This window comes from Pseudomonas kilonensis (genome assembly GCF_001269885.1).
Lineage (GTDB): Bacteria > Pseudomonadota > Gammaproteobacteria > Pseudomonadales > Pseudomonadaceae > Aquipseudomonas > Aquipseudomonas kilonensis.
In genome coordinates this window covers 17428-43691 of sequence record NZ_LHVH01000026.1, presented here as the reverse complement: position 1 = coordinate 43691, position 26264 = coordinate 17428, and the positions used below count along the sequence as shown (strand labels likewise).

Annotated in this window: 24 protein-coding genes; 11 read left to right on the top strand and 13 right to left on the bottom strand. The window is 61.3% G+C overall.

The window, feature by feature from the left end; translation table 11 throughout:
- Positions 1-38 precede the first annotated feature (38 nt).
- Positions 39-566 (top strand): Lrp/AsnC family transcriptional regulator, encoded by a 528-nt coding sequence (locus AD662_RS19925; RefSeq protein ID WP_053189589.1) that lies wholly within the window; start codon positions 39-41, stop codon positions 564-566.
- A 59-nt stretch (positions 567-625) separates the two neighbouring features.
- Here AD662_RS19925 and AD662_RS19920 read toward each other — a convergent pair whose 3' ends face one another.
- The 4 genes from AD662_RS19920 to AD662_RS19905 form a co-directional block, all read right to left on the bottom strand.
- Positions 626-1195, bottom strand: a complete 570-nt coding sequence (locus AD662_RS19920; protein ID WP_018613702.1) for a DJ-1/PfpI family protein — start codon at positions 1193-1195, stop codon at positions 626-628.
- Positions 1196-1270: 75 nt separating this feature from the next.
- Complete coding sequence (locus tag AD662_RS19915) at positions 1271-2326, bottom strand: alpha/beta hydrolase family protein (RefSeq protein ID WP_053189587.1); 1056 nt, start codon at positions 2324-2326, stop codon at positions 1271-1273.
- 98 nt (positions 2327-2424) lie between these two features.
- Positions 2425-3102: a phytanoyl-CoA dioxygenase family protein gene (locus AD662_RS19910; protein WP_053180801.1), complete on the bottom strand. Its 678-nt coding sequence runs from the start codon at positions 3100-3102 to the stop codon at positions 2425-2427.
- 256 nt (positions 3103-3358) lie between these two features.
- Entirely contained in the window at positions 3359-3637 is a 279-nt protein-coding gene (locus AD662_RS19905) for a hypothetical protein (protein ID WP_053189585.1), read from the bottom strand.
- A gap of 400 nt (positions 3638-4037) precedes the next feature.
- On the opposite strand from AD662_RS19905, the gene AD662_RS19900 reads away from it, so the two are divergent.
- Positions 4038-6227, top strand: coding sequence for a GAF domain-containing hybrid sensor histidine kinase/response regulator (locus tag AD662_RS19900; protein WP_053189583.1), 2190 nt, complete (start codon positions 4038-4040; stop codon positions 6225-6227).
- 233 nt (positions 6228-6460) lie between these two features.
- Here AD662_RS19900 and AD662_RS29370 read toward each other — a convergent pair whose 3' ends face one another.
- On the bottom strand, positions 6461-6685 hold the full coding sequence (locus tag AD662_RS29370; RefSeq protein ID WP_156334926.1) for a hypothetical protein: 225 nt from the start codon (positions 6683-6685) through the stop codon (positions 6461-6463).
- A 232-nt stretch (positions 6686-6917) separates the two neighbouring features.
- Here AD662_RS29370 and AD662_RS19890 point away from each other — a divergent pair, with 232 nt between their 5' ends.
- The 3 genes from AD662_RS19890 (at position 6918) to AD662_RS19880 (ending at position 9151) form a co-directional block, all read left to right on the top strand.
- The gene (locus AD662_RS19890; RefSeq protein WP_014339430.1) at positions 6918-7328 is read left to right on the top strand and encodes a glycine zipper domain-containing protein; all 411 of its coding nucleotides are present in this window, start codon (positions 6918-6920) and stop codon (positions 7326-7328) included.
- A gap of 745 nt (positions 7329-8073) precedes the next feature.
- Positions 8074-8280: a hypothetical protein gene (locus tag AD662_RS19885; RefSeq protein ID WP_053189641.1), complete on the top strand. Its 207-nt coding sequence runs from the start codon at positions 8074-8076 to the stop codon at positions 8278-8280.
- 175 nt (positions 8281-8455) lie between these two features.
- A complete protein-coding gene (locus AD662_RS19880; protein ID WP_014339428.1) occupies positions 8456-9151 on the top strand; it encodes an HAD-IA family hydrolase in 696 nt (231 codons plus the stop codon).
- A gap of 69 nt (positions 9152-9220) precedes the next feature.
- Here the strand turns inward: AD662_RS19880 and AD662_RS19875 are convergent, their stop codons facing one another.
- Positions 9221-9967 (bottom strand): 3-oxoacyl-ACP reductase family protein, encoded by a 747-nt coding sequence (locus AD662_RS19875; RefSeq protein WP_053189581.1) that lies wholly within the window; start codon positions 9965-9967, stop codon positions 9221-9223.
- A gap of 125 nt (positions 9968-10092) precedes the next feature.
- On the opposite strand from AD662_RS19875, the gene AD662_RS19870 reads away from it, so the two are divergent.
- Positions 10093-11016, top strand: a complete 924-nt coding sequence (locus AD662_RS19870; RefSeq protein ID WP_053189579.1) for a LysR family transcriptional regulator — start codon at positions 10093-10095, stop codon at positions 11014-11016.
- 146 nt (positions 11017-11162) lie between these two features.
- On the opposite strand, the gene AD662_RS19865 is transcribed toward AD662_RS19870, so the two are convergent.
- From AD662_RS19865 to AD662_RS19855, 3 genes are all read right to left on the bottom strand, one after another.
- Complete coding sequence (locus AD662_RS19865; protein ID WP_018600232.1) at positions 11163-11891, bottom strand: aspartate/glutamate racemase family protein; 729 nt, start codon at positions 11889-11891, stop codon at positions 11163-11165.
- A 60-nt stretch (positions 11892-11951) separates the two neighbouring features.
- Positions 11952-13481, bottom strand: coding sequence for an NCS1 family nucleobase:cation symporter-1 (locus AD662_RS19860; protein WP_053189577.1), 1530 nt, complete (start codon positions 13479-13481; stop codon positions 11952-11954).
- Between the two features lie 452 nt (positions 13482-13933).
- Positions 13934-14677 (bottom strand): phosphoadenylyl-sulfate reductase, encoded by a 744-nt coding sequence (locus tag AD662_RS19855; RefSeq protein WP_024616589.1) that lies wholly within the window; start codon positions 14675-14677, stop codon positions 13934-13936.
- 174 nt (positions 14678-14851) lie between these two features.
- On the opposite strand from AD662_RS19855, the gene thrH reads away from it, so the two are divergent.
- Positions 14852-15469: a bifunctional phosphoserine phosphatase/homoserine phosphotransferase ThrH gene (gene thrH / locus AD662_RS19850; RefSeq protein ID WP_018600240.1), complete on the top strand. Its 618-nt coding sequence runs from the start codon at positions 14852-14854 to the stop codon at positions 15467-15469.
- Between the two features lie 148 nt (positions 15470-15617).
- Here thrH and pabB read toward each other — a convergent pair whose 3' ends face one another.
- The 4 genes from pabB to rloA all read right to left on the bottom strand — a co-directional run bounded on the left by pabB (position 15618) and on the right by rloA (position 20315).
- The gene (gene pabB / locus AD662_RS19845; RefSeq protein WP_053189574.1) at positions 15618-16961 is read right to left on the bottom strand and encodes an aminodeoxychorismate synthase component I; all 1344 of its coding nucleotides are present in this window, start codon (positions 16959-16961) and stop codon (positions 15618-15620) included.
- Between the two features lie 293 nt (positions 16962-17254).
- A complete protein-coding gene (locus AD662_RS19840; RefSeq protein ID WP_013693958.1) occupies positions 17255-18241 on the bottom strand; it encodes an alpha-L-glutamate ligase-like protein in 987 nt (328 codons plus the stop codon).
- The gene (gene rloB, locus AD662_RS19835) at positions 18241-19773 is read right to left on the bottom strand and encodes an osmotic stress tolerance membrane protein RloB (RefSeq protein WP_024616592.1); all 1533 of its coding nucleotides are present in this window, start codon (positions 19771-19773) and stop codon (positions 18241-18243) included. The genes AD662_RS19840 and rloB overlap by 1 nt, the downstream gene beginning before the upstream one ends.
- Before the next feature lie 5 nt (positions 19774-19778).
- A complete protein-coding gene (gene rloA / locus AD662_RS19830) occupies positions 19779-20315 on the bottom strand; it encodes a retropepsin-like aspartic peptidase RloA (RefSeq protein ID WP_018600248.1) in 537 nt (178 codons plus the stop codon).
- Positions 20316-20597: 282 nt separating this feature from the next.
- Between rloA and AD662_RS19825 the strand changes: the two genes are divergently transcribed.
- From AD662_RS19825 to acnD, 4 genes are all read left to right on the top strand, one after another.
- Entirely contained in the window at positions 20598-21311 is a 714-nt protein-coding gene (locus AD662_RS19825; protein WP_003204063.1) for a GntR family transcriptional regulator, read from the top strand.
- Positions 21308-22198, top strand: coding sequence for a methylisocitrate lyase (prpB, locus tag AD662_RS19820; RefSeq protein ID WP_003204061.1), 891 nt, complete (start codon positions 21308-21310; stop codon positions 22196-22198). Before AD662_RS19825 ends, prpB begins: the two co-directional genes overlap by 4 nt.
- A gap of 136 nt (positions 22199-22334) precedes the next feature.
- Complete coding sequence (prpC, locus tag AD662_RS19815) at positions 22335-23462, top strand: bifunctional 2-methylcitrate synthase/citrate synthase (RefSeq protein ID WP_018600257.1); 1128 nt, start codon at positions 22335-22337, stop codon at positions 23460-23462.
- Positions 23463-23661: 199 nt separating this feature from the next.
- Entirely contained in the window at positions 23662-26253 is a 2592-nt protein-coding gene (acnD, locus tag AD662_RS19810) for a Fe/S-dependent 2-methylisocitrate dehydratase AcnD (RefSeq protein WP_053189572.1), read from the top strand.
- Positions 26254-26264 lie beyond the last annotated feature (11 nt).

Genomic DNA, 26264 nt, shown 5'->3' with positions numbered 1-26264 from the left:
TTCTGTTAGTTTTCGAGAAAATTTCTCACGGGTTTACCATGGCCAAAAACGACGCAGCACTTGAATCGTTGGACAAATTCGACCGGGCCATCCTGGACCTCGTCCAGCGCGACAACACGACGCCGCTGCGCCTCATGGCCGAGCAGGTCAATCTTTCCACGGCCGCCGTTCAGCGCCGCATCAAGCGGATGGAAGCGGGGGGCGTCATCACGGGCAACGTAGCCATCGTGGACCCCACCGCCGTAGGACGGCCGATCACGATCATTGTGGAAGTGATGGCAGAGCGCACCAGCATCGAGGCACTGGAGGCGATGAAGGCACACTTCGCGGTGCCCGAAGTTCAGCAATGCTACTACGTCACCGGCGAAGTGGATTTTGTCCTGGTGTTGACCGTTGCCAGCATGAACGAATACCAGGCGTTGGCGCGGCGATTGTTTGCCGAAAATTCCAACGTGACCTGGTTCAAGACAATCGTGGCGCTGGACCGTGTGAAAGTCGGGCTTAATGTGCCGAGCGCGCCTGTGGGAAAAGGGATGGAAAAGGGGGATTTGCTTTTACTTCCATAAAACAAATCCGGCCGGGTCGGGCATGTGACTTCGACAGACGCTCACGTAGGGCGAAGCGCTTACCCATGTTCCGCTGCCAACATCGACCTGAACTGAGCAATGATCTCTGAAGATAACCCGGCACCTTCGAACACTGCGCAGGTGAAGCTCACGGGGGCAGGGCCTGGAGCCGTGATGATGCGGTCCGCAACCACAGCTACTGGGCTGCTTCGATAAAACTCATTGCCTTCATAACCCACGGCATTCTTTTGCAAGAAGTCGGCGCTGTTCGAGGTATGAGGAACCGTGTCGAGAAGCCCGGCCCTGGCCAGTGCCAGCGTTCCTCCGCAGATACCGGCAATTGTCGCTCCACGTGATCGACTCGCCTGAAGGAAATCGCCAATATCGGGTGCCTCTGCACGTTCCCAGACCATTCCACCAATGACCACGACAACGTCCGGTTTCCACTCCAGGCATTCCTGCAAACCGCTATCAACCGTTACGGCCAATCCACCCTGGGAGCGGAACTGCCCCGCAGCAGGCGCGAAAAACCTGACGTCGATCCCGTAAAAAGGGGACGCAGTTCCAGCGATGAAAGCATATTCCCAGTCCGCAAAACCGGGTGTCAGTATCAAACCCACGCGTGCCATCAGTCAGAATCCTCCATGAATGCCAAATGCCTACCACGGCATTTTCGTTAAGCCGCAGCGAGTCAGTACCATCGGTTACAAACTGCCTTTTTTGTCTGCAGGTGATTGCGCCAGAAACTCCGCTATCAGCGATGCAACTTGCTGCTGAATCACCCCGCGAGCACGCCCGCCATCCTCATCTCGGCAAATAATGCCATCCCCCGGCACGTGCTCTTCGAGGATTTTCTGCGCACCAGGTTTGCACATCGACATGAAGCTGAAATGGCTTGCGTCTTTGATCTCGACATAGCGGCTTGTCGTCGAGGGCAGGCGCTTGGCCAGGTTGGCAGACTCCAACTCGGCGGGAAGCTCTCGCGACGGTACGCCAGCCGCGATCACCAGGGCGGGGACAGGCAGCGCGGCCAAGCTTTTATCGGTCATGCCCCGTGAAAGGCCCAGGTCCAATGTCACCACCGCCGTGACGCGTTTATCGCGCCAATCGGCGGCCAGTTCGGCCTTTGATTCAGCGGTGCTGGCAGGGTTCATCTGTTCGTAAACGGTGCAGCTGGCTAGCTGCGGGTGGGTTTTACAGTCTTGGGCGAAGCGCTCTGGGTCGAAGCGAGCGCCAACGATTTCCAGGACAGTCCAGCCGCCGAGTGAATGGCCCACGGCTGCAATTCGGCCATGGGCGACCCGGCCAAACTTTTCAGGTTGGGTCGTGACGCCATCGATGGCTCGGCGCAGGTCAACGGGCCGCTGCCATAACTGCGCCGCTGCTTGCGGGCTGCGGTCATGGGTGGTGCTGCCGGGGTGGTTGATAGCGGCGACGATGTAACCCTTCTGAGCCAAGGAACTGGCCAGCCAGATCTGGTTGCTCCAGTTGCCCCGGTAGCCGTGGGAGAGCACCACCAATGGGTGTTCGCCGGCAGCGGGCGGTGCGTTACGCACGGCAGCGGCGCCGACAAACACCGCGTTATCGGCGATCAGTTGTGGGGTTTCGGTCGTTGCGCTGGGGTACCAAACGACCATCTCCAGTGCGCGGCCATTGTGCGGATCCGGCAGGGTGGAAGTTTGGAAACCGACGGGGTTTTCGTCAGCAAATGCGGTGGTCGTCAGGCAGGCCAACAACAGGGCGCCGAAAGCTGTTTTCAATGTCGTTTCTTCCTTGATTAGACGAATGGGGTTGTCGATAAGCACGGGCATTAAAGCTCAGATTCGAACCGCTGCGCACAATTTTATCGACCAAAAACCTAGCCCCCGAAAGCAAACTCCGAAGGGGCGAATCGGTCGCGGGTGTCCATACGAATATTGCGCAGCGCCACGGTTTCCAGGTGTGACGCGTAGAGCGACTCCGAGAAATAGCTGATCAGAATGGAACGACGGCGTGCGCCGATCACGTTCAGGCTGCCCGCGTGCACCAGATCGACATCGAACACCAGGATGTCACCGGCAGAGCCTGAAAGCTGTACGGCGCGTGACTCGTCATTGAAGTCGAAGGGTGGGGCGTCCGGCTCAGGTCGATGGCTACCGGGGACGATCCGTGTCGCGCCGTTCTCGGGGCCGTAGTCGTCGAAAAAAGCCAGGGCGATGGCGATGTCGCCTGGCCGTTGGGCTGACAAGTCGCGGTGCAGTTGTTGGTGGCCGCCACCGGCAAGGGGCTCGCGGCCTTCCACTTGGGAGAGGAAGAATCGCTCGCCGATCAACTCACCTGCCACCGACAGTAGCTGGGGTAGACGACATACGGCCTGAATCTTCGAATCATCGTCCAACATCGAATAGCGCCAGTCCATGCCGCGAGGCACTGGCCATTGGTCCGACGGTTTCACGCCCGCATCGAACACGGCACGAAGGTCGGCCAGCCACTCGGTCGGGATCGCTTGACGGAGCAGGGCGTAGCCGTCTTGGTGGAGTTGTTTGCGGTCAGGCATGGTTTTTCGACGTCCTTGTGCGAGCCTTTGGAAGGCTAGTATGCAAACCAAAGTGGGACCACCAGCCCTTGATGAGTCAGGGGCCCTGTAGGAGCTGTGTAGGAGCTGTCGAGTGCAACGAGGCTGCGATCCTTTGATCTTTCGCTCCGAACTCAATTGGCAGTGAAAAGATCGCAGCCTCGTTGCACTCGACAGCTCCTACAACGCAGTTCAAGCGGGAGCAAGCTCCCTCGCCACAGGTTGTCGGTTGGCAGGCTTATAGAGTGGAACCTGCCGGTGCCGCATCCAATCGTCGTGCAATCACATCCATCACGTCGCACCCATCACGCAGTGGGATGCAGCAAAGCTGCGCCAAGTCTTGCAAGGTCGCGGGGTCGATCGTCTGTTCATCACGCATCGCCAAGTTTTCCAGGAATTGGGTAGCGGCACGGATTCGGTAGGCGGCTGAGTCGAGCAGGATGTGTAGTGGGGCGGTGGTGTCGACGTAGAGGGGTTGGTCGTCGGCGTTGCTGGTAAGGCCCATGTATTGATTCATAAGTAAGCTCCACTGGATAGTTTTGCCCACTGCGGGTCGCCAAACCCGGTCGCCATCTGGGCGACGCCAAGACTATAGACGTCACCGCAAAAAATACGCAAGGGATTGATAGGGAAGGGGATTCCCAATCATATGTAGGACATTGCCATAGTCGTAAGCATTCGAGCTTTATGTCTTACACCTCAGCAACCCCCTCACTGACATCAGGCCAAATCCCAACGATATGTAGGATATTTCTGTAGCCTCATCGCCCTTATCTACCCGTTACCCCCCATTTGCCCCCCGACGCATCCCACAATCCCATCGCGCATTCCCACCCCACACGGGATAATACGGTCCTGCTAGGGGTCACAAGCTTTTCCCCCTCGTTGGTATTGGCGGCTCAGAAGGATCGAACGCAATGACAGATTGGCTCCAGAGCTATGGAGAAATGGCTGAGCGGGTTCGCCGCCATCCTTGGGAGGACACGCCGCTCGGGCCGCTTGCCCACTGGCCTGATGTATTGAAGACCACCGTGGCGCTGAGCCTCGCCTCGCATTTTCCCCAGGCCATCGTATGGGGGCCGGACCTGATCACGCTGTACAACGACGCGTTCCTGCAGATACTCGGCAGCAAGCCCGAGGCGCTGGGGCGGCCGTTCGATGAGGTGTGGCAGGAGGTCTGGAGCGATATCGGGCCGATCGTGCAGGGCGCCTTCGATGGGCAAGCGACTTATATAGAGAACTTCCCCCTGGTCATTGAGCGCGGCGGCGGTCCTGAGCAGGCTTATTTCACGTTCTGCTACAGCCCCATCCGTGACCAGTTCGGCAAGGTGGTGGGCATGCTGGATACGGTCACCGAGACCACGTCCACGGTGTTCATGACCCAGCGACTGGCGGTGCTCGATGCTATCGGCAATGCCGTGGCGAACGCCTCCGACCCGCAGAGCATCATGGCAGCCACCACGCGGATCCTGGCGGCGCACCTGAACCTGTCCAACTGTGCCTACGCGGACATGGATGAGGACGAGGACGGCTTCACCATTCGCGGCGATTGGGCCAGGCTAGGTTCGCCACATATCCTTGGGCATTATCGGCTGGCTGATTTCGGTCGGCTGGCCGTCGCCAACCTGCGGGCCGGCAAGCCGCTGGTGATCAACGATAACCTCAAGGAACTGGCGCCGGAGGAGGCGGCGACGTTCCAGGCCATTGGCATCGCGGCCACCATCTGCGTGCCGTTGATCAAGGGCGGGCGATTGACCGCGTTGATGGCGATCCACGATAAAACGCCGCGGGTCTGGTCATCCTACGACCTGGCGTTGCTGATGGAGGTCACCGAGCGATCCTGGGCCCACATCGAGCGCGCCCGTGCCGACGCTGCCGTGCGTGAAGGCCTGGCGGCCCTGGCCGAATTGAACGCGACGCTGGAAGAACGGGTCGAGGAGCGCACCACGCGTTTGAAACAGACCGAAGCGGCGCTGCGCCAATCGCAAAAGCTCGAAGCCATCGGCCAGCTCACCGGCGGCGTGGCCCATGACTTCAACAACCTGCTGACGATCATTCGTTCTTCGGTCGACTTCCTGCGCATGCCCAGCCTGTCCGAGGAGCGCCGGCAACGCTACATGACGGCGGTGTCCGAAACCGTGGAGCGCGCCTCCAAGTTGACCAGTCAGTTGCTCGCGTTTGCCCGGCGCCAGCCGTTGAAGCCGCAAGTCATCGATGTGGGCAAGCAAGTGCAGAGCCTGGGGGACATGCTGCAAACCGTCACCGGGGCGCGGATCCAGGTCAACGTCGAGTTGTGCGACCGACCTTGTTATATCCGCGCGGATTTGAGCCAGTTCGAGACGGCGCTGATCAACATGGCCCTCAACGCCCGGGATGCCATGAATGGCCAGGGCACGCTGTGGCTTCGGCTCAGTTGCGGCGGTGGCATGCCGCCGATCCGTGGTCATGCCGGGGCCGGGCAATCCTTTGCTGCCATTACCCTGGCGGACACCGGTACCGGTATTGACTCGCCAGTGCTCGAGCACATCTTCGAACCCTTCTTCACCACCAAGGAAGTGGGCAAGGGCACGGGGCTGGGCTTGTCCCAGGTGTTTGGCTTTGCCAAGCAGTCCGGTGGCAACGTCGATGTTTCGACCGTGGTGGGCGAGGGCACGGTGTTCACCTTGTACCTGCCGGAGGTGGCGCCCGAGAAAAACCACGAGCCTGTCCCGGAAGAACACCCGCATCTGCTGCCGGAAAAGGGCAAGCGTCGGGTGTTGATCGTGGAAGACAACCTGGAGGTGGGGCGTTTTGCCAACCAGATCCTCCAGGACCTGGGCTACGAAACCGCCTGGGCGACCAACGCCGAAGAAGCGCTGGAAATGGTCGGCCCGGATGCGATGGCGTTCGACGCGATATTTTCTGACGTGGTGATGCCCGGCATCAGCGGCATTGCCCTGGCCAGGGAACTGCGTCAGCGGCGCCCGGATTTGCCGGTGGTGCTGACCTCTGGTTACAGCGAAGAGTTGGCCCACAGCGGCCATGAGGGCTTTGAATTCTTGTCCAAACCCTATTCGGCCGATCAGGTTTCCCGGGTTCTAAACCGGGCGATACTGGGGGCTGAATGAGTGTTTCCTTTTTGAAACAGTGAGTTCCATTCGTCGGCCAAGGGCGTTGTTGAATCAACAGTCTGTTGATGACCGACTAGTCTCATTGTCGTGAAGGTCGATATTGTCAGGCAACCGGTTGTTGCCGGTATGGGCCTCGATGAAAGGGGAAAGGCAATGGGAGCACCGTACAGCGAGGAGAACACTGCCGCGTATCCGATCAATGAAGGGTTGCAGTGCGGCCAGTCGGCCTATCATGCGGACTTCGGTGACGAGCCGATCAAGTCCATCAGGACGAAGGTGGCCAAAGTACAGCGAGGGGAGAAGGCCAAGTTCTTGCCCAGGGTCCCGGTCAGAAAGTGACGTGGATCGTGGTAGGGGAGCTTGCTCCCGCCGGGCTGCATAGCAGCCCTTTTTTTGATCGTTGCCAGGGACGCTTCGCGTTCCGCTTCGGGGGCTTCTACATAAATATTTTTCATCTTTTCTCAACTGGCGTTTTCTTTCACGTTTCTTTCACAAGCAGGTACGTACTCTCAGCTCATCCGTTAGAAAGCAGTACCTGCCCGTTTCCCCAGCGGGCTTTTTTTTGCCTGTCATAAAATAAACCGCCGTTTCGTTGTCCAACCATCATGGCTGACGCTGTCTGGCGTAAACTCGCGCCCGCGCGCACCGGCCATTTCTCCCCGATGCGGCATTTTTGAGGTTTCTATCATGCGTTTGACTTTGTCCACCTTGGTACTGGGGTTGGTGGTTGCCCAGGGCGCGATGGCTGCCGGCGACGGTACCGCCGCGGTCGGCGGTGGTCTGGGCGGTGTATTGGGCAACGTGGTCGGCCAGCAAATGGGCGGCAGCACCGGCGCCGCGATTGGCGCGGGTGTCGGCGGCGCAGCCGGCAGTGCGGTGGGCGCTCGCAAGGGCAGCCGCACCGAAGCGGCCATTGGCGGTGGCTTGGGTTCGGCCGGTGGTTCGATTGTCGGTAACCGCCTGGGCGGCTCCACCGGTTCCACCATCGGCGCAGGCATTGGCGGCGCGGCGGGCGGCGCGTTGGGCAGCAACCTGTCCAACGACAACGACGGTCACTCCGGTGGCAAGAAGCACAAGCACAAGAAAAAGCATCGCTAAGCCCATGCTTGGATGAATAGCCCCGGCCTTGTGCCGTGATGCTGTTCGCTTGGAAAAAACGGCGCTTCTTTCAGAAATGGGAAGCGCCGTTTTTTTTGGGCTTCTTTTGGTTGGCGGGCTAAGTACCCAAGGCAAGAGCAGCCGCTATGCAACTGCACTACCGCCATCGCGCGCAAGCTCGCTCCCACATTGGGCCGCAGTGAACACAGAACTCATGAACACCCAAGATCACCTGTGGGAGCAAAGCTTGCTCGCGATGAGGCCAGCAAACCCAACATCCATGTGACTGAGCCACCGCCATCGCGAGCAAGCTTTGCTCCCACAGATGTGATGGGTGTATGACCGGGAGAACCAGGTCGGCTATCAGGCCGCCTCGCGGTGGCCCACGGAGCAATGCCTGTGTTCAGGCACACCGAGCCTAGGCGAGGCACCGAGTGGTGGGGCAAAAGCGTTTTGCTTACTTTTGACTGGGCCGGCTTCCGGGCTTCTCAAAAGTGAGCCGCTGGAAGAGCGGAACCATAAGCGGCCGTTACCACAAAAACGGATATACACTCAAACCCTAACCCCCCAAAAAAACGGCAAATCAAAATCTCCGGAACGATTGCCATCCCCCCGCTTCGAACTCATACATCCATCAAATATTGCGAGGTGTACCATGACGCCGCAAACGCAAGACAAGGACGAGAACGACTCCTCGGGCACGCCTGTTGTCAATGACCCAGGTAATGAAGACCCCGGTTCCCTGATGGATGACGCCCTGGTTCCCTTGAGCGAGGAGAATGAAACCCCGGAATACCCGCTGCCTTCGCCCACCAACTCCCTGAGCCGCGACCAGCGTCCACCCGATGACGATGCGGGCGTCGAGCAGGTACCCAGCGACGATGAGGAGATCGAAGCGACCCCGGATGACCCGGACATCGCCGGTGACGATGCCTCCGGCAAGCCGAGCTGATCGCAGGCCCGCCTGTCGATTCAGCGGCACCCTCGCCACGGACCCCGTCCATGGATTTCCCATTGCCGGTTCCAAGCCCCCTTCGTTATCCTGCTGAATCCTTTAAGGCGAACACGCTGCCCTGGCCGCACCTGAGCCATCCCTGGAATGTTGTGTTGATAACGGATCAGATGCGATGAATGCACCCCTGAAAGAGTTTGGCCCGATCAAGGCTGTGATTTTCGACATGGATGGGCTGTTGCTGGACACCGAGGGGATCTACACCGAGGTCACGTCCATCATCGCCGAGCGCTACGGGCGCACGTTCGATTGGAGCGTCAAGCAGAACATCATCGGGCGCGGGGCCACGGACCTGGCCAATTACGTCGTCCAGGCGCTGGAATTGCCGATCACCCCCGAAGAGTTCCTGGTCATCCGCGAGCCCTTGATGCGCGAGCGCTTTCCTCATGCCCTGGGGATGCCCGGTGCCGAGGAGCTGGTGCGGCATTTGAAAGCCCACAACGTTCCGATTGCGGTGGGCACCAGTTCGTCGAGCCCGACCTTCGCACTGAAAACCACTTTGCACCGGGACTGGTTCGCGCTGTTCGACTTCATCGTGACGGCGGATGACCCTGAAGTCGGTGCGGCGAAACCGGCGCCGGATATCTTCCTCACCGCTGCCCGGCGCCTGGGTGTCGAGCCGCGCGACTGCCTGGTGTTCGAGGATTCCCCGTTCGGCGTAACCGCCGCGAAAGCCGCCGGCATGACCGCCATTGCCATTCCGGATTCGGCCATGGCGGATGAAAAATACGCCCACGCCGACGGGATCATCCGCTCCTTGAAAATGTTCCAGCCGAGCCTTTGCGGTTTGCCGGAGTTGGAGTGGGCCTGACACTGTCGCGCTACGCAGCAAAACGCCGGCCATGGTTAAAACCATGACCGGCGTTTTTTCATGCCTGGATCAGGCGCCGAAACCACCGTCGATGGTCAGGCTGGCGCCGGTGATGTAACCGGCTTCCGGCCCTGCCAGGTAAGCGACGAAGCTGGCGATTTCATCGACGTTGCCGTAGCGCCCGATGGCCATCAGCGACATCAGGCTGGAGGCGAAGTCGCTGTCGGCCGGGTTCATGTCGGTGTCCACCGGGCCGGGCTGCACGTTGTTGACGGTGATGCCGCGCGGGCCGAGGTCACGGGCCAGGCCCTTGGTCAGGCCCACCAGTGCGGCCTTGCTCATGGCGTAAGGCCCGCCGCCGGCGAAGGGCATGCGGTCGGCGTTGGTGCTGCCGATGTTGATGACCCGACCCCCTTCGCCCATGTGCCGCGCAGCGGCCTGGGTGGCGACGAACACGCTGCGCACGTTGACGGCCAGGGTCCGGTCGAAATCTTCGAGTTTGAATTCATCCAGCGGCCCCATCGCCAGTACGCCCGCATTGTTGACCAGGATGTCCAGCCGGCCAAAAGCCTCGACGGTGGCCGCGACGGCGTTACGGATGGCCTCGGCGTCGGCGCTGTCGGCCTTGATCGCCAGGGCCTTACCGCCTGCTGCGGTGATGCTGTTCTGCAGTTCTTCAGATTTTGCGCCAGAGCTGACGTAGGTGAAGGCCACGGCGGCGCCTTCTGCTGCCAGGCGTTTGACGATGGCGGCGCCGATGCCGCGAGAACCGCCCTGGATCAAGGCGACTTTACCGCTCAGTGCTGGGTTACTCATGATGATCTCCAAAAAGTGCCGGGGCGAGATGCCGCGGTGATGGAGCGAGTATCAAGAAGGTGCGGTGGGCTGTGTAGACCGTCATTGCTATAGTCTGTCTAAACCAAAAGTTTAGAGTGGGGCTCATGGAGACCTTCAACAGTATCGAATGCTTCGTGCGCAGCGCCGAAGTCGGCAGCTTTGCCGAGGCGGCGCGACGTCTGAGCGTGACCCCGGCCGCAGTGGGTAAAAGCGTCGCCAAGCTGGAGGCGCGAATGGGCGTACGCCTGTTTCAGCGCAGCACCCGCAGCCTGAGGCTGACCGAAGCCGGACAGTTGTTCTTGAGGGAAGTCGGCAGCAGCTTCAACACCATCCAGAACGCCGTCGCCAACCTGGCCAGCGCCGGCGGGCAACCGGCGGGGACGCTGAAGGTGAGCATGGGCACGGCGTTCGGTCGATTGTATGTCGTGCCGTTGCTGGGGGAATTTCTGCGACGTTATCCGGCGATCAACCCGGACTGGCATTTCGATAATCGCCAGGTGGACTTGATCGGCCAGGGCTTCGATGCCGCCATCGGCGGCGGTTTCGAGCTGCCCCAGGGGGTGGTGGCGCGCAAATTGACGGTGGCTCATCGAGTGCTGGTTGCCTCGACCGACTACCTGCAAACCCATGCCGCGGTGACGGAACCGGAAGATCTGTCACAGCATCAAGGCATCCTGATTCGTTCCCCACAAACCGGGCGCGTGCGTTCCTGGCAACTGACCAGCCGCAATCGGGAGCACAGCCCGCTGACGCTCAAGACACGCATGACCATGAGCGATTCGGAAGCCGACTGCGCGGCCGCCGCCCAAGGGCTTGGCATCGGCCTGGTGAGCATGCCGATCGCCGTTCCCTTCCTGGAAAGCGGGGCACTGCAGCGGGTGCTGCCGGACTGGTATGTCGACGATGGCAACATCTCCATCTATTACGCCGAACACAAGCTGTTGCCAGGCAAGACCCGGGCGTTTGTGGATTTCATCATCGAGCAGTTTGCCGAGCAGGGGTTGGCGCGGCGGTTTAGTGCGGTTTGAGCTTGGCTCCAGACCGAGGCGCGGCCTTCGCGAGCAAGCCCGCTCCCACATTGGATTGTGTTGATCAGAAGGTTTGTGTACGACACAGATCGCCTGTGGGAGCGGGCTTGCTCGCGAAGGCCGCGCCTCGGTCTCAAGCCGTGAACTCACCGCCCAAACCGCCCCGGCCAGCCAATGATGGTCTTGGGCCGAGGCGTCGCGTAGGTGCGCACTTTCGACGTCGACAACCCCAGTCGCACCAGCGCTTCGGCAATGGTCACCGCCGCCGTCACGCCATCGACCACCGGCACGCCGGTGCGCTGGCGGATCTGCTCGTCGAGCCCGGCCATGCCGCCGCAACCCAGGCAAATCACTTCGGCCTTGTCCTGGCTCACTGCCAGTTCGGCCTGCTGCACGATGGCTTCAACCGCCCGTTGCGGATCCTGCTCCAGTTCCAGCACCGCCAGGCCGCTGGCCCGTACCGAGGCGCAGCGGTCGAACAGGCCGGACAGCTTGAGCCGGTCTTCGATCAGCGGCACGGTGCGGTCCAGGGTGGTGACCACCGAATAAGCGTGGCCGAGGAACATGGCGGTGCTCGCGCCGGCATCGGTGATGTCCACCACCGGCACGTTGAGCAGTTCCTGCAAGCCTTCACGACCGTGTTCGCCATAGCCGGCCTGGATCACCGCGTCGAACGGCTGGTCGTAGGACATCACTCGGTCCATCACCGCGATGGCCGCCAGGTAGCTTTCAAAATTGCCCTCGATGGAGTCGGCACCGAAATGCGGCGTGAGCCCGACGATCTCGGTGCCCGGCGCGGCGACGGCCTGGGCCTGGCGGGCGATGGCCTGGGTGATGGATTCGGTGGTGTTGACGTTGACCACAAGAATTCGCATGAGCTGTCCTCCTTAACACATAAAAGTAAGCGGCCCGGACCTGGCGGGCCGTTTGGGCGATCAATGATTGACGTTATCCACAGCGATGGATTCGCCGCTGACGTCCTCGTAATACGGCTGGCGCTTGGCGATGATCAGGTACAGCAGCCCTGCAATCGAAGCGCCAATCAGCCAGGAGAACGGTGAAATACTGTCGAAACCCGGCACCAGCGCCAGGATGATCGCGATCAGCGCCGCCGGAATGAACGCCGCCACCGCGCGCAGGTTGACCCCGTTGCTGTAGAAATACGCACCGTTTGGGTCCTCGCTGTACAGTTGCGGCACGTTGATGCGGCCTTTTCGCAGCAGCCAGTAGTCGACCATGATCACGCCGTACAGCGGCCCGAGCAGGGCGCCGAGGCCGGACAGGAAATACACGATCACCAGCGGGCTGTTGTAGAGGTTCCACGGCAGGATCAGCACGGCAATGGCGGCGCTGATTAACCCGGCGCGGCGGAAGGTCAGGTACTTGGGCGCCAGGTTGCTGAGCACAAAGGCCGGGGCGACGAAGTTGGCCATGATGTTCACCGCCACGGTGACGATCAGGAAGGCCAGGCAGCCCAATACGAGGAAGAAGGTGTTGGGGATCGAGGCAATCACCTGGGTCGGGCTTTCAATGATTTGTCCATTGATCTGGAACTGCGCACCGCAGAGCAGGATGGTAATTGCGGCAAACACCAGGATGTTCACCGGCAGGCCCCAGAAATTGCCGACGACGATGGTCCGGCGGCACGGCGAGGAGCGGGCGAAGTCGCAGAAATTGAGAATCAAGGTGCCGTAGATCGACAGCCACAGCGCGCCACCGGCAAAGATATTGCGCCACATCTCGCCACCGGTCAGCGGTTCGCGGATCGACCAGGCAATGGTGGCGTCGGCCTGGGTGTACATCCAACCGGCCAGGGCCGCGACGGTCACCAGGATCACCGGGCCGGCAAAGCCTTCATAACGGCGCACCATCTCCATGCCGTAGGCCAGGATCACCAGTTGCACGAACCAGATTGCCACGAAACACACCCAGCCCAGGCTCGACAGGCCGAGGATCGAGTCGTGGTCGTAGTCGGCGAAGCCCGGGTGGATCGCCACCAGCAACACCCGGAACACCACCGACGCCAGGTAGGTCTGGATACCGAACCAGGCAATGGCGATGACCGCCCTGATCAAGGCCGGAATCTGCGCGCCATGGATCCCGAAGCTGATCCGGCTGATCACCGGGAACGGCACCCCGGTTTTCTGGCCCATGTAGCCGGACAGGTTCATGAAGCCATACACCAGCGCCGCGCCTATCCCCAGGGACAGCAAGATCTGCCAGCCACCCAGGCCCAGGGCATAGAGGCCGATGGCGAAGGAATAGTTGGCGATGTTGTGCACGTCGTTGGTCCACAGGGCAAAGATACTGTAGCGACCCCAGCGTCGACCTTCGGCCTTGGTCGGCGCCAGGTCCTTGTTGTGCAGCCTCGGGCTCAGGGCCAGGGACGCGGCAGTCTTGTCGTCGAGGGCCGTGGTGGTGGAGGGCAGATCCAGCGCGATGTTATTGGAGAGACTTGTACGCATTCCGGCAGGCTCCTGATTCTCGGCGCAGCGATGACTGTGCATGAGCGCGGGGCTCGACAAATCTTCGTCGCGGCGGGCGAGCATCATTGATTACGGGGCATCTGCAGCCTGTACGGGATAGGGCGCTTCAGGCTTGCGGATCTAAAGTGTGTGTATGTTTTATATAAGTTGTATACAAAGCACGTGTCGACTAAAGCCAAATCTATGCCACTTACAGATATATCCGAAGAAGCGCTAATTTCGTTTCGTTATGATCATTGCGTAACTAGCTGAAATACCGTGATTTAAAACTGACCGTTTAAACAGGTATTTATATTTTGGCGAACGCCAGGGAGGTTAGAAGGGCAGGCGAGGCGGGAAGGTGTGTGTCACCTTTGGGGGCAGTAACGTAATAAGTGCACACAAAAATGCCACTTGTAGTGACATTTTTGTGTACAGGGTGCGGCGGACGCTTAGACGGTCTTGGATTTGGCGATGATGTTCCCGGCGTGCAGCCCGCATTCTTTCTGCGTGGCTTCTTCCCACCACCAACGGCCTTCGCGCTCGTGCTGGTTTGGCAGCACCGGGCGGGTGCAGGGCTCGCAGCCGATGCTGATGAAACCGCGTTCATGCAGGCTGTTGTAAGGCAGCTCCAGCATGCGGATGTAACCCCAGACTTCTTCGCTGGTCATCTGCGACAGAGGGTTGAACTTGTACAGGGTGCGCTCCGGGGTGGAAAACGCCGTGTCGATTTCCAACACCGCCACCTGGCTGCGGGTGCCGGGGCTCTGGTCGCGGCGCTGGCCGGTGGCCCAGGCGCGGACATCGGTCAGTTTGCGCCGCAATGGTTCGATCTTGCGGATGCCGCAGCACTCGCCGTGACCGTCCTTGTAGAAGCTGAACAAGCCTTTTTCCTTCACGAAGGGTTCAAGTTTCGTGTGGTCCGGCGAAACCAGCTCGATGTCGATCTTGTAGTGCTCGCGCACCTGGTCGATGAAACGATAGGTTTCCGGGTGCAGGCGGCCGGTGTCGAGGCTGAACACCTTGACGTTCTTGTTCAGCTTCCAGGCCATGTCCACCAGCACCACGTCTTCGGCGCCGCTGAAAGATATCCAAAGCTCGTCGCCGAATTCGGCGAAGGCCAGTTTGAGGATGTCCTGCGGGGACTTGTTGGCATAGGTCGTGGCGAGTTCCACGACGTCAAACGATGGGCTCATCAGGGCGGTTTCCTACAGGTCGGTGGCGCTGGGCGCTCTATATAGGGCTGATGGTAACAAAAGCTGTCGGGGCTGGCGCGTTCCTGTGCGTTGCGCAGGCTTCGACGAATGGCTAGAGTCGGCAAGCCTTTTGTTCGCTCAACCAATAAACATCAGAAAAAATGGGAGTGTCTTGTGGAAATTGCCTGTCTCGACCTGGAAGGTGTACTGGTCCCGGAGATCTGGATCGCCTTCGCTGAAAAAACCGGGATTGACGCCCTCAGGGCAACCACTCGGGACATTCCCGACTACGACGTGCTGATGAAGCAACGGTTGCGCATCCTTGATGAACACGGCCTCAAGCTTTCCGACATCCAGGAAGTCATCGCCACCCTCAAGCCGCTGGACGGCGCCATCGAATTTGTCGACTGGTTGCGTGAGCGCTTCCAGGTGGTGATTCTGTCCGACACGTTCTACGAATTTTCCCAGCCGTTGATGCGCCAGTTGGGCTTCCCGACGTTGCTCTGCCATCGGCTGATTACCGATGACGCTGGACGGGTGACGGGTTACCAGTTGCGTCAGAAAGATCCCAAGCGCCAGTCGGTCCTGGCGTTCAAGAGCCTGTACTACCGGGTGATTGCGGCGGGGGATTCCTACAACGACACCACGATGCTGGGCGAAGCCGACGCCGGGATTCTGTTCCATGCGCCGGAGAACGTGATCCGTGAATTCCCGCAGTTCCCGGCGGTGCACAGCTTTGCCGAGTTGAAGCAGGAATTCCTCAAGGCTTCGAACCGCAATCTCAGTTTGTAAACCCAACCCCCTGTGGGAGCGGGCTTGCTCGCGAAAGCGATGGCCCAGCCGGCAGTAATGTTGACTGACACGCCGTCATCGCGGGCAAGCCTTGCTCCCACAGGTGGCACCACACCAGCCTGTGGGAGCAAGGCTTGCCCGCGATGCTTTAGAGGTTCTGCAAGGTTTCCAGCAACACCTTCACCTTGGTAATCGACTCCTGATACTCGGCCTCCCAGTCCGAGTCCGCGACAATCCCGCCACCGCCCCAGCAGCACACCTGCCCATCCTTGACCAGCAAACTGCGGATGGCGATGGAGCTGTCCATTTCCCCGCGCACGTCCAGGTACAGCAACGAGCCGCAATACAGGCCGCGTCGGGTCGGTTCGAGTTCGTCGATGATTTGCATGGCGCGGATTTTCGGCGCGCCGGTGATCGAGCCACCGGGAAAGCTACCAGCGATCAGGTCGAGAGCGTCTTTATCCTCAGCCAACTCGCCGGTCACGCTGCTGACCAGGTGATGCACGTTCGGGTAGCTTTCCAGGCTGAACAGCTCCGGCACCCGCACCGAGCCGATGCGGCAGGTGCGGCCCAGGTCGTTGCGCAGCAGGTCGACAATCATCAGGTTTTCCGCCCGGTCCTTGGGGCTGGCCAGCAACTCGGCGGCGTGGGCCGCGTCTTCGCTGGGTGTTGTGCCGCGGGGCCGGGTGCCCTTGATCGGCCGGGTTTCCACCTGGCCTTCGCTGACCTTGACGAAGCGCTCGGGGGACAGGCTCAGCACCGCGCCGCCATCGGGCAGGCTCTGGAAGCCGGAAAATGGTGTTGGGCACGCCGCCCGCAGCGCTTGGTAAGCGGCCCAGGCATCGCCCTGGCAGGACGCGCGAAAGCGCTGGGCAAAGTTGACCTGGTAGCAGTCACCCGCCTGGATATACGCCTGGATACGCTCGAAGGCCTGTCGATAGGCTTCGGCGCTGAGGTCTGGCGCCATCGGTCCGTCAAGGCTGAACGGGGGAGCGGGAGCCGCGCTCGGCTGGCTGAACAGCGCGATCAGGCGCTGGCGTTCGCCTTCGCCACAATGGGGGTGGAACACCAGTTGGCTGGTGCCCGCCTGGTGGTCGCTGACCAGCGCCCAGTCGTACACGCCAAAACGCGCGTCGGGCAGTTGCAGGTCGTCCTTGGCGTGGGACGGCAAGGTTTCGAGGTGTCGGCCGAAGTCGTAGCTCAAGTAGCCGATCAGCCCTCCGGCAAAGGGCAATTGCACCGTGGCCGGCAGTACCGCGTCGCCCAGTTGTGTCAGTTGAATGCGCAGGCGTTGCAGGAAGTCGCTGCCGCTCTCGTCCGGCAACACCGCCAGTTGCGCCAGCGGCCAGGCGCTGAGCAGGTCGTAACGCCCGCGCTCGGCACTCGGCCGGCCACTGTCGAGCAGCACGCTGCCAGGGGCATGACGGATCGCCGCGAAATACTCGGCAGGGTTGGCGCGGTAGGGCAGCGGGTGTACGGAGCAGGTTGGCATGGGCGGGGCAGGTCAGCCGTTCAGGCGGGGGAGCGATTGTAATCCCTCTGTAGGATTTGCTCCTAGAGGGATGTCGGAGATGGGCATGCCTGTGGCTACCGAAGCTATTTCTGGCGAAGTTTTAATTGTGGCGAGGGGATTTATCCCCGCTGGGTTGCGAAGCAACCCCTGGACAATTGAATTCAATCTCTCTGATACACCGAGGTGTCAGGCTTTGGGGCTGCTCCGCAGCCCAGCGGGGATAAATCCCCTCGCCACAAGGTCCGCTATGTTCCAGGTCACAGGGAACGAGATCAGCCTTCAACCGGCGGAATATGCCCAAACAACGCCTGGGCAAACGCCACGCGCTCTTCCACGGTTTCGGTAACGCCGCGGGCCTTGAGTTCTTCCAGGTGGGCTTCCACCGCATGGGTGCGCAAGGTCAGGCCGCAGTCGTTGGCGATCTGGATGTTCAGGCCTGGCCGGGCGTTCAATTCCAGGATCAACGGGCCTTTTTCCTGGTCCAGCACCATGTCGACGCCGATGTAGCCCAGCCCGCACAGCTCATAGCAACCGGCGGCCAGCTTCATGAAACCGTCCCAGTAGGGCAGTTGCACGCCGTCCACCGCGTTGGTGGTGTCGGGGTGTTTGGTGATGATGTTGTTCAGCCAGGTGCCGCGCAGGGTCAGGCCGGTGGCGAGGTCGACGCCCACGCCGATGGCGCCCTGGTGCAGGTTGGCCTTGCCGCCGGACTGGCGGGTTGGCAAGCGCAGCATGGCCATCACCGGATAGCCCATCAGCACGATGATGCGGATGTCCGGCACGCCTTCGTAGCTGATACTCTTGAAGATCTGGTCCGGCGTCACGCGGTACTCGATCAGCGCCCGGTCACGGTGCCCGCCCAAGGAGTACAGGCCGGTGAGGATGCTGGAGACATGGTGCTCGATTTCCTCATGGCTGATGATCTTGCCGGACACCGTGCGATAGCGGCCTTCGAAGCGGTCGGCGATGACGATGATGCCGTCGCCGCCAGCGCCCTGGGCCGGCTTGATCACGAAGTCGGTGCGCCCGCCGATGATCTCGTCGAGCTTGTCGATTTCCTTTTCGGTGGAGATCACCCCGTACAGCTCCGGCACATGAATGCCGGCGGCGATGGCCCGTTCCTTGGTGATGATCTTGTCATCGACGATGGGGTACAGGCTGCGCTTGTTGTACTTGAGCACGTAGTCGGCGTTACGCCGGTTGATGCCCATGATGCCCCGGGCTTCCAGGGCCTTCCAGGTCTTCCAGAAGCCGAACATCAGGAGTCTGCCTTGAGGAAGGCCTTGAACCGCACCAGCTCGGTCAGGCGGTAGCCGCGATAACGACCCATGGCCAGCATGAAGCCCACCAGGATCAGCAGGATCGCCGGGAAAGTGAACACGAAGTACACCAGTTCCGGCACGCTCATGATCAGGTGCGCCAGGGACGCGGCGAACAAGGTGCCGATGGCGACTTTCATCGCGTGGCCGGCGCCGCGTTCTTCCCAGGTGATGGACAGGCGTTCGATGGTCATGGTCAGGATCACCATCGGGAACAGCGCTACCGACAAGCCGCGTTCCAGGCCCAGCTTATGGCTGAACAGGCTGATGGCGGCGATCAGCACCACCACGAACGTCAGCACCACCGAGAGCCTGGGCAGCATTTGCAGCTTGAGGTGCTCCAGGTACGAACGCAGCGACAGGCCCAGCGTGGTGATCACCGTGAACAGGATGATGCCGAAGCCCAGTTGGGTTTCGCGGAAGGCCAACGCGATCAGCACCGGGGTGAAGGTCCCGAGGGTTTGCAGGCCGATCAGGTTGCGCAGGATCAGGATGACCAGCACGCCGATCGGGATCATGACCATGATCATGAAGGTTTGCTGGGTCTGCAGCGGCAGGCCGTAGAGCGAGTATTCGAGGAAGTTGGCGTCGGTGTTCTCGTCCGTCAGCTTGGCCAGGCGAATGGCGTTCATTTCGCTGTTGTTCATGCTGAAGGTGACGGTGGCTTTCTTGCCGCCATCGACGGTGATCAGGTTTTCATCGCCGGTCCACCACAACAGGCGGTCGGTGGGCAGGCCTTGTTCGCCGGAGTCCGGGTTGAAATACAGCCAGTCGGTGCCGTTGAAACTGCGCAGCCACAGTTCAGGGGCCTGCGGTTGGTCGGCCACCAGGCGGATGGTGTGGACCTTTTCCACCGGCACGTGGGCGATGGACAGCACCAGTTCGACGATGCGTGCCTTGTTGGCCGACGAAGGATCACCGGCCAGCAACAGCTTGACGTTGTCGTCGTTGAGGTTGTTGACCCGCTTGATGGCTTCGCTGATGAACGTCTCGACGTCGGCCGAGTGCTGGCGGATCGGTGCGAGCAGGGCTTCGGCGGCGAGTTTCTCCGGGCCTTCGACGGCAATGCTGTCGCGGAAGGTCGGGCCCTTGACCTTGGTTTTCTCGGCGCTGTAGCGCTTGGTCAGCACCAGGCGGTAATACAGGGTCTGGTTGCCCTTGGCGCGACGGGCCGACCACGTCACCTTGCGGTTACCGTCAACCCGGTTTACCGCCACGCCGTAATTGTTGGAAATGAAACTCTCGTTGAGGCTCACGTAGTCGCGGCTCAGCGGTGGCACGAACATCTGGATCTTCACCGGATCCTTGGCGTTGGGCACGAACTCGACCTTGGCGTCGATGTTCCACAAGTCGTCGGTGGCGTCTTCGGTGACCGGGATGCCGAGCACGAAAATCTGATAGGCCGTCACCGACAGGCCCAGCACCACCAGGATGGCGATCAGCATTTTCAGATGGAGGGTAAGGGAGCGCATTGGAATTACTCTGCGGTTTGAGCGGCATTGGCGCAGGCGGGTTTGCCGGCAGCGTATTTAAGACTGGGGTCGACCAGCGCGTCGAAGCGCTTGAGCGCCTCGGAACCGATCAGCAACGGGTATTGGAAGGCGCTACGGTCGGTCAGGTTCACTTCGATGCTGCGCAGGGCCGAGCCCATGCAGATGTCCAGTTCGATGACCGGTCGGGCCGTGTATTTCTTGCCTTCTTCCGGGTCGTAGTCACCGGCGCGGCGCTTGATCTTGCTGACCCGGGCCAGCGGACGTTCGATGGGGTGCGAGTGGGCCGCGTCAATGGCCAGGTAAAAGCGCACCCAGGATTCGCCATTGCGCTTGAAGCGCTTGATGTCCCGGGCGCTGAGGGACGCGGTCTTGGCGCCGGTGTCCAGCTTTGCGGCGACCTCCAGGTCGATGCCCTGCAGGGCGGCGTATTCGTTGAGGCCGTACACGGTTTTTTCACCCGCCACGGCAAGCCCCGGCAGGCACATGAAATAAAGAACAGCGGTGAAGGGCTTGAGTGTCATAGATCCTGGTGCGCAGCGTTCCGTTTATCGGTTCAGGCCCTGGCATTACTGCACAAGCTCCCTGGGCAGCCTTCCCTATATAAAAGGAGAGCGGCAAATCGCGCGGCATTCTAGCACGGTGGTTTTCTGACGCCACCGCTGGCCGGAGGCTACGACGCATTCAAACGAGCGGTTATGTCGGGTGGGCTTATTAGACGATTGTCGACAATATTGATTTTTACTTTGACCTTAACGCTGCTATTGGTTAGTTTTTGCCGTATTGATTTGAAAGGTGTCGACAATATGCTCGATCAGCTCGAAACCCCGGTGATGGCCCAGGACGATTCGGAGACCCTGTCCGAGAACGTCTTCCGACGTATCCAGGCCGCCATCGTCAAAGGCGAGATCGCCCCCGGCAGCAAGATCTCCGAGCCTGAGCTGGCGCGCACCTACGGCATCAGCCGCGGACCGCTGCGCGAGGCGATTCACCGCCTGGAAGGCCAGCGCCTGCTGGTGCGGGTGCCTCACGTCGGTGCCCGGGTGGTGTCGCTGAGCCATGCCGAGTTGCTGGAACTCTACGAAATCCGTGAATCCCTCGAAGGCATGGCCTGCCGCCTGGCGGCCGAACGCATGACCCTGGAAGAAATCGACGAACTGCGCCGGGTGCTGGAAACCCACGAGCGCGATGCGGCGTTCCAGGCCGGTGTCGGTTATTACCAGCAGGAAGGCGATTTCGACTTTCATTACCGGATCATCCAGGGCAGCGGCAACCGCACCCTGACGCAGATGCTCTGCGGCGAGCTGTACCAACTGGTGCGCATGTACCGCATCCAGTTTTCCACCACGCCCAACCGTCCGCGCCAGGCCTTTGCCGAGCACCACCGGATTCTAGACGCCATCGCCGACCGTGACGGCGAACTGGCTGAATTATTGATGCGCCGGCACATCGGTGCGTCCAAACGCAACATTGCGCGTCATTTCCAGGACAGCGCCGCCACTGAACGAGGTGAGTCATGAGTTCCAGCAAGAGCACGCCAGGCCAGCGTTTCCGCGATGCGGTCGCCACCGAGCATCCGCTGCAAGTGGTGGGCACGATCAACGCCAACCACGCGCTGCTGGCCAAACGCGCCGGTTTCAAGGCGATCTACCTGTCGGGCGGCGGTGTGGCGGCCGGCTCCCTCGGCGTGCCGGACCTGGGCATCACCGGCCTGGATGACGTGCTGACCGATGTGCGCCGTATCACCGACGTGTGCGACCTGCCGCTGCTGGTGGACGTGGACACCGGTTTCGGTTCCTCGGCGTTCAACGTGGCGCGCACGGTCAAGTCGATGATCAAGTTCGGCGCGGCGGCCATCCATATCGAGGACCAGGTTGGCGCCAAGCGTTGCGGCCATCGCCCGAACAAGGAAATCGTCTCGCAGCAAGAGATGGTCGACCGCATCAAGGCCGCCGTCGATGCCCGCACCGATGACAGCTTCGTGATCATGGCCCGTACCGATGCCCTGGCGGTGGAAGGCTTGGAATCAGCCCTGGACCGCGCCGCGGCCTGCATCGAGGCCGGTGCCGACATGATTTTCCCGGAGGCCATCACCGAGCTTGAGATGTACAAGCTGTTCGCCAGCCGCGTAAAAGCGCCGATCCTGGCCAACATCACCGAATTCGGCGCGACCCCGCTGTACACCACCGAACAGCTGGCCGGTGCCGACGTGTCCCTGGTGCTCTACCCGTTGTCGGCCTTCCGGGCCATGAACAAGGCGGCCGAGAACGTCTACACCGCGATCCGTCGCGACGGCACCCAACAGAATGTCATCGACACCATGCAGACCCGCATGGAGCTTTACGATCGCATCGACTACCACACCTTCGAGCAGAAGCTCGATGCGTTGTTCGCGGCGAAAAAATGAAAAGATCGCAGCCTCGCTTCGCTCGACAGCTCCTACAGGGTGGGGCCGCGTAGGCGCTGTGTAGGAGCTGTCGAGTGCAACGAGGCTGCGATCTTCCCCCCCCATTCTCTACAAATCTAAAAACTGGAGACAGCAAATGGCCGAAGCAAAAGTACTCAGTGGCGCCGGGCTCCGCGGCCAGGTGGCCGGGCAAACCGCATTGTCCACCGTAGGCCAGTCGGGCGCCGGCCTGACCTATCGCGGCTACGACGTTCGCGACCTGGCGGCAGATGCACAATTTGAAGAAGTGGCCTACCTGCTGCTGTACGGCGAGCTGCCGACCCAGGCACAGCTGGACGCCTACACCGGTAAACTGCGCCAGTTGCGCGACTTGCCCCAAGCCTTGAAAGAAGTGCTGGAGCGCATTCCCGCCGACGCCCACCCGATGGACGTCATGCGCACCGGCTGCTCGTTCCTGGGCAACCTGGAACCCGAGGAAGACTTTTCCGAGCAGCACGACAAGACCGACCGCCTGCTGGCCGCGTTCCCGGCCATCATGTGCTACTGGTATCGCTTCAGCCACGAAGGCCAGCGCATCGAATGCGTGACCGACGAAGTCTCCATCGGCGGCCATTTCCTGCACCTGCTGCACGGCAAGAAGCCGAGCGAGCTGCACGTCAAGGTGATGAATGTTTCGCTGATCCTCTACGCCGAGCACGAATTCAACGCCTCGACCTTCACCGCCCGGGTCTGCGCCTCCACGCTGTCGGACCTGTTCTCCTGCATCACCGCCGCCATCGGCTCGTTACGCGGCCCGCTGCACGGCGGCGCCAACGAAGCGGCGATGGCAATGATCGAGCGCTTCAGCTCACCGCAGGACGCCATCGAAGGCACCCTCGGCATGCTGGCGCGCAAGGACAAGATCATGGGCTTCGGTCACGCGATCTATAAGGACAACGACCCGCGCAACGAGGTGATCAAGGGCTGGTCGAAAAAACTCGCCGATGAAGTGGGCGACACGGTGCTGTTCCCGGTTTCCGAAGCCATCGACAAGACCATGTGGGAACAGAAGAAACTGTTCCCCAACGCCGATTTCTACCATGCCTCGGCCTACCACTTCATGGGCATCCCGACCAAGCTGTTCACGCCGATCTTCGTCTGCTCGCGCCTGACCGGCTGGGCCGCCCACGTGTTCGAACAACGCGCCAACAACCGCATCATCCGACCGAGCGCCGAATACACCGGCGTCGAACAGCGCAAGTTCGTGCCAATCGAACAACGCTGAGCTGGAGGGCACTGGCGCTGCAACTGAAGGAACCGAGAACCCCTTGTGGGAACGGGCTTGCTCGCGAAGACGGACTGACATTCACCATTGATGTCGACTGACACTCCGCATTCGCGAGCAAGCCCGCTCCCACAGGGGAATGTGTTGACTTCAATGGTTGCGCCACCCTTCTGAAACCACCGTGACCCGAGTCCTGACGATGAACACAGAATTTCGCAAACCGCTGCCCGGCACTTCGCTGGATTATTTCGATGTTCGCGAGGCCGTGGATGCCATTCGCCCCGGCGCCTACGACGGCCTGCCGTACACCTCCCGCGTGCTGGCGGAGAACCTGGTGCGGCGCTGCGACCCGGCCACGCTGGGCGAGTCGCTGCTGCAACTGATCGAGCGCAAGCGCGACCTGGACTTCCCGTGGTTCCCGGCCCGCGTGGTGTGCCACGACATTCTCGGCCAGACCGCGCTGGTGGACCTGGCGGGCCTGCGCGACGCCATCGCCTTGCAGGGCGGTGACCCGGCGCAGGTCAACCCGGTGGTGCCGACCCAACTGATCGTCGACCACTCCCTGGCGGTGGAAAGCGGTGGTTCCGACCCGCAAGCCTTCGCCAAGAACCGCGCCATCGAAGACCGGCGCAACGAAGACCGCTTCCACTTCATCAATTGGACCAAGAAGGCCTTCAAGAACGTCGACGTGATTCCTCCGGGCAACGGGATCATGCACCAGATCAACCTGGAAAAGATGTCCCCGGTGATCCAGCAGCGTGACGGCGTGGCGTTCCCCGACACCTGCGTGGGCACCGACAGCCACACGCCCCACGTCGATGCCCTGGGCGTGATCGCCATCGGCGTCGGTGGCCTGGAAGCCGAAAGCGTCATGCTCGGCCGCGCCTCGTGGATGCGCCTGCCGGAGATCATCGGCGTCGAGCTGACCGGCAAGCTGCAACCGGGCATCACCGCCACCGACATGGTGCTGGCGCTGACCGAATTCCTGCGCAAGCAAAAAGTCGTCGGTGCCTGGCTGGAGTTTTTCGGCGAAGGCGCCAGTGCCCTGACCTTGGGCGACCGCGCGACCATTTCCAACATGGCCCCGGAATACGGCGCCACGGCAGCGATGTTCTACATCGACCAGCAAACCATCGATTACTTGAAACTCACCGGGCGCGAAGACGACCAGGTGCGACTGGTCGAGACCTACGCCAAGCAGGCCGGCCTGTGGGCCGACACGCTCAAGGGCGCGCAATACGAGCGGGGCCTGACCTTCGACCTGTCGTCGGTGGTGCGCAACATGGCCGGTCCCAGCAACCCGCACGCCCGTGTCGCGGTGTCGGATCTGGCTGCCAAAGGCATTTCCGGGCAGTGGGACGATGTGCCGGGGCAAATGCCTGACGGTGCGGTGATCATCGCCGCCATCACCAGTTGCACCAACACCAGCAACCCGCGCAACGTGATCGCCGCCGGCCTGCTGGCGCGCAACGCCAACCGCCTGGGCCTGGTCCGCAAGCCGTGGGTCAAGTCTTCCCTGGCGCCGGGTTCGAAAACCGTGGCGCTGTACCTGGATGAGGCGGGCCTGACGTCCGAACTCGAGACGCTGGGCTTCGGCGTGGTGGGGTTCGCCTGCACCACCTGCAACGGCATGTCCGGCGCGCTGGACCCGGTGATCCAACAGGAAATCATCGACCGCGACCTGTACGCCACCGCCGTGCTGTCGGGCAACCGCAACTTCGACGGGCGTATCCATCCGTACGCCAAGCAGGCGTTCCTTGCGTCGCCGCCGTTGGTGGTCGCTTATGCCATCGCCGGGACCATCCGCTTCGACATCGAGAAGGATGTGTTGGGCGTGGTGGACGGTCGCGAGATCCGTCTCAAGGACATCTGGCCGAGCGACGAAGAAATCGACGCGGTGGTCAAGGCCTCGGTGAAACCGGAGCAGTTCCGCCAGGTGTACATCCCGATGTTCGCCATCCAGGAAGACACCGGGCCGAAAGTGACGCCGCTGTACGACTGGCGCCCACAAAGCACCTACATCCGTCGTCCGCCGTATTGGGAAGGCGCGCTGGCCGGTGCGCGGCCGCTCAAGGGCATGCGCCCGCTGGCGGTGCTGCCGGACAACATCACCACCGATCACCTGTCGCCGTCCAACGCCATCATGCTGGACAGCGCCGCGGGTGAATACCTGGCGAAAATGGGCCTGCCGGAAGAGGACTTCAACTCCTACGCGACCCACCGCGGCGACCACCTGACCGCGCAACGCGCCACCTTCGCCAACCCGAAACTGTTCAACGAAATGGTCCAGGAAAACGGCAAGGTCAAGCAGGGCTCCCTGGCCCGGGTCGAGCCGGAAGGCAAGGTCATGCGCATGTGGGAAGCCATCGAGACCTACATGGAGCGCAAGCAGCCGCTGATCATCATTGCCGGCGCCGACTACGGCCAGGGTTCGTCCCGGGATTGGGCGGCCAAGGGCGTGCGTCTGGCCGGTGTCGAGGCGATCGCTGCCGAAGGTTTCGAGCGTATCCACCGCACCAATCTGGTGGGCATGGGCGTGTTGCCGCTGGAGTTCAAGCCCGGCACCGATCGCAAGACCCTGGGCATCGACGGTAGTGAAACCTATGACGTGATCGGCGAGCGCACCCCGCGGGCGACGCTGACCCTGGTCATCACTCGCAAGAACGGCGAGCGCGTCGAAGTGCCAGTGACCTGCCGCCTCGATACCGCTGAAGAAGTGTCGATCTATGAAGCCGGGGGCGTGCTGCAACGCTTTGCCCAGGACTTCCTTGAATCGGCGGTTGCCGTCTAAATCACAGCTGC